Source organism: Synergistaceae bacterium, from assembly GCA_017443945.1.
GTDB lineage: Bacteria > Synergistota > Synergistia > Synergistales > Aminobacteriaceae > JAFUXM01.
Genome location: JAFSXS010000067.1, coordinates 1 through 3,271, shown reverse-complemented (window position 1 = coordinate 3,271; position 3,271 = coordinate 1). Strand labels below are relative to the sequence as shown.

6 protein-coding genes and 1 tRNA gene are annotated in these 3,271 nt (G+C 41.1%); 2 read left to right on the top strand and 5 right to left on the bottom strand.

Annotation, left to right across the window (positions count from 1 at the left end; genetic code table 11):
- Both IJT21_07205 and IJT21_07200 read right to left on the bottom strand, forming a co-directional pair.
- The coding region (locus tag IJT21_07205) for a DUF4102 domain-containing protein (GenBank protein ID MBQ7578032.1) at positions 1-228 on the bottom strand (228 nt) is incomplete at its 3' end.
- 184 nt (positions 229-412) lie between these two features.
- Positions 413-488: transfer RNA gene (locus IJT21_07200), tRNA-Ala, on the bottom strand.
- Between the two features lie 82 nt (positions 489-570).
- Between IJT21_07200 and IJT21_07195 the strand changes: the two genes are divergently transcribed.
- Together IJT21_07195 and IJT21_07190 are read left to right on the top strand one after the other, a co-directional pair.
- Positions 571-1,035, top strand: coding sequence for a nitroreductase family protein (locus tag IJT21_07195; protein ID MBQ7578031.1), 465 nt, complete (start codon positions 571-573; stop codon positions 1,033-1,035).
- 44 nt (positions 1,036-1,079) lie between these two features.
- A complete protein-coding gene (locus IJT21_07190) occupies positions 1,080-1,565 on the top strand; it encodes a GNAT family N-acetyltransferase (GenBank protein ID MBQ7578030.1) in 486 nt (161 codons plus the stop codon).
- A gap of 46 nt (positions 1,566-1,611) precedes the next feature.
- Here the strand turns inward: IJT21_07190 and rplS are convergent, their stop codons facing one another.
- The 3 genes from rplS to IJT21_07175 form a co-directional block, all read right to left on the bottom strand.
- On the bottom strand, positions 1,612-1,971 hold the full coding sequence (gene rplS / locus IJT21_07185; protein MBQ7578029.1) for a 50S ribosomal protein L19: 360 nt from the start codon (positions 1,969-1,971) through the stop codon (positions 1,612-1,614).
- 25 nt (positions 1,972-1,996) lie between these two features.
- Positions 1,997-3,115 (bottom strand): tRNA (guanosine(37)-N1)-methyltransferase TrmD, encoded by a 1,119-nt coding sequence (gene trmD / locus IJT21_07180; protein MBQ7578028.1) that lies wholly within the window; start codon positions 3,113-3,115, stop codon positions 1,997-1,999.
- Positions 3,116-3,118: 3 nt separating this feature from the next.
- A partial coding sequence (locus IJT21_07175) for a KH domain-containing protein (protein MBQ7578027.1) occupies positions 3,119-3,271 on the bottom strand: 153 nt, incomplete at its 5' end.

The window sequence follows — 3,271 nt, the reverse complement described above, 5'->3', positions numbered from 1 at the left end:
TTTTGACCTAGCAAGCTGAATCTCATCACGTTTCAGTCGAGCTTCCTTTAATGAAATATGTGGATAAGTACCGAGTGATAATTGATGCTCTTTTTTATTTTCCCAGTAACGGAAAATCCAATATTTACGCCCTGAAGGATCGATACGAAAATATAAGCCTCGTTCATCACGAATCATGTAACTTTTTTCGCGGGGTTTTGCTCCCTTGATTGAAGACTCGTAAAGCATAATTGCAACTCCCCTCATTCTCAACCGTATAAAAATAAAACATAAAAATTTCTTTCTACGGTTCTTTATACGGTCATAATTAAATTTTAATAAGTTTTGTTAATGTTTAATGGAGTAATAATAACACAAAAGCCCGCTTTATTGCAGGCTTTATATCTTCAACAGATTGTATCTGATTATATTCTGGTGGAGATAAGGGGATTCGAACCCCTGACCTCTTGAATGCCATTCAAGCGCTCTCCCAACTGAGCTATATCCCCAATTAAATTTTCGCACAACATGTGGCATTATATGCGAAAATATTATATTCTGTCAAGAATCAAAGAAGGAGGAAATTTTTTCATGAACGAAACTATCCGCACTATACAACAACGACGCAGTATCCGCAAATTTAAATCTGACATGCCATCACACGAAAATATCGACGCAATTATTAACGCAGGACTCTTCGCAGCAAACACACACGGTAAACAAGACCCCATTATAATCGCCGTAACTAATAAAGATTTGCGCGACAAAATTTCACTCGATAATTGCAAAATTGGCGGCTGGCACGAAAACTTTGACCCGTTCTATAATGCTCCAGTCATATTAATCGTTCTTGCAAGTCAAGATTGGCCTAATCGAGTTTATGACGGGAGTCTAGTAATTGGTAATATGATGTTAGCTGCTTATTCACTCGGACTCGGAAGTATCTGGATCCATAGAGCTAAACAGGAATTCGAGTCAGATTATTATAAAAATTTACTGGCAAAATTAGGAATCACCAGCAATTATGAATGCATCGGACACTGTGCAATAGGCTGAAATCCCACCCGCAGCACCTCGCAGAAATGGCCGAGTAATAAATCATGTTGATAAGAACTGCAAAATTAAGCGACCTCGACGAAATTTCACGTGTAGAATCTGCTTGTTTCCCTGAGTCAGAGGCTGCAACGCGTGAAAGTTTTGCACAGAGACTAAAATTTTTCGCAAATCACTTCTGGTTGATGTTCAATGACGATAATAAATTAATTTCGTTCGTTGATGGGTTCGTTACTAATGAGCGCAATTTAAATGACTCCATGTACTCGCACGCAGAATTTCACGACGAAAACGGCAAATGGCAAATGATCTTCGGGGTTAATACTCTTCCTGAATATCGCAATAAAGGCTATGCAGGCAAATTAATCCAGCGTGCAATAAATGACGCAAAATCACAAAATAGACTCGGACTCGTTCTTACGTGCAAAAATAGACTCGTGAAATATTACGCTAAATTCGGATTCATCAACGAGGGCAAAAGCACTTCCACTCACGGCGGAGTCGAATGGAATCAAATGAGGCTCACTTTTTAGCGCAAAAAAACCCCTGCCGTTATTGACAGGGGAATAAATTTTTTCTCTATGCTTCCGTAAATTTGCGGCGTTCTTTGATTCTTGCTGCTTTGCCGCTTAACTTGCGGAGATAATATAATTTTGCGCGTCTGACTTTGCCCTGACGCTGTACTTCGATTTTGTCAATTGAAGGACAATGTACCGGGAAAATTCTTTCTACGCCGACTCCGTTTGAGATTTTGCGCACTGTAAATGTCTCGTCAAGTCCTCCGTGCTGCTTTGCTATTACTATGCCCTCGAAAACCTGTATACGTTCGCGGGTACCTTCTTTAATTTTTACGTGTACTCTCAGAGTGTCGCCCGGCCTGAAATCCGGTAAAGCTGTCTCTCTGTAGTACTTCTTCTGAACTAGATCTACTGCGTTCAACTTAATAATGCCTCCCAATAAATATTTAACGTTTCCCTAATAACCTATCTAAAGCGGTTCCGATTAATATATTCAACGGAACATTTAAAGCCGTCTCGTAAATATAACCTGCTATGCCGCCGAAATTATCAAGCCTGCTATCATCATCAGCAAACAAGAATAAAATTTCTCCGTCATGTTCAAGGCACCTGCGCTTAACTTCAAGACTATGAAGCAAATTATTTCTTGATCCTGCATGAATCTTAACGAGTAAAATATTTTCACTCTGCAGCCTTGAAATATTCCCGATAATTTTTGCGTCGGGGTATAAATTTTTTAATTTCTCGCGCAGATCATGATTATTTGCGATTATATAATATCTGCCCAAGTCATAAGCCCTGCATAATTCATCAAGTCCGAATAAATTTATATTCTCGTTATCAGCAATTACAGCAAGACTCACTTTTTCCGACAAATAATCACGTATTGAAGCCCTCGAAATCAAATCCGGCCTGCGAGTCAATGTGCGGTTGACTGCCTCACGCCTACGCCAGCGAGAAATTTGCTTATCGTTGCCGCTGGTTAAAATTTTCGGAACCTCTTCGCCTTCCCACGAGAACGGCCTTGTATAATTTGGGTTGTCAAGCATTCCTCGATAAAAAGAGTCCTCGATCACAGCTTTATTTTTGCCGACAACACCCGGAACAAGCCTCGACATCGCGTCAATTATCAACATTGCGGGAATTTCTCCCCCTGTCAGAACGCAATCACCTATAGAAATTTCTAAATCTACATATTTTTGCGTAAATCTTTCGTCAATGCCCTCATAATGTCCGCAGATTATAATAACTTGATCCTGATGCGCCAGTGTCTCAATAATTTCCTGACTGACTAAGACCCCCTGTGGCGAAGGAAAAATTACGAACGGTTTAGAATCTCCGTGAGTCGCGAAGTTTAATGCGTCCTTCAATTGCGGAGCTGCATACAACATCCCGCCAGAACCGAACGCATAATCATCTAATTGTTTATAATTTCCCCGTCCGAAATCGCGCAAGTTCACGACTTCAAGGCCGACAAGCCCATTTGTTACAGCACGTCCCGGAATGCTTGTTGTCAGGAAATTTGCGAATAATTCCGGGAATGCCGTTATTATGCTTACGTTAATTATTTAGTCCTCGACGATGTCAACATCAACCCTTTCACCGGCCTTGACTGCTGCCGCTTTGGCCAACAGCCGGATAGCGTTGATCGTTGCTCCCCTCTTCCCGATTACTCGCCCCACGTCCTCATGGGCAACCCGAATCAGGATTTTATTTCCGCC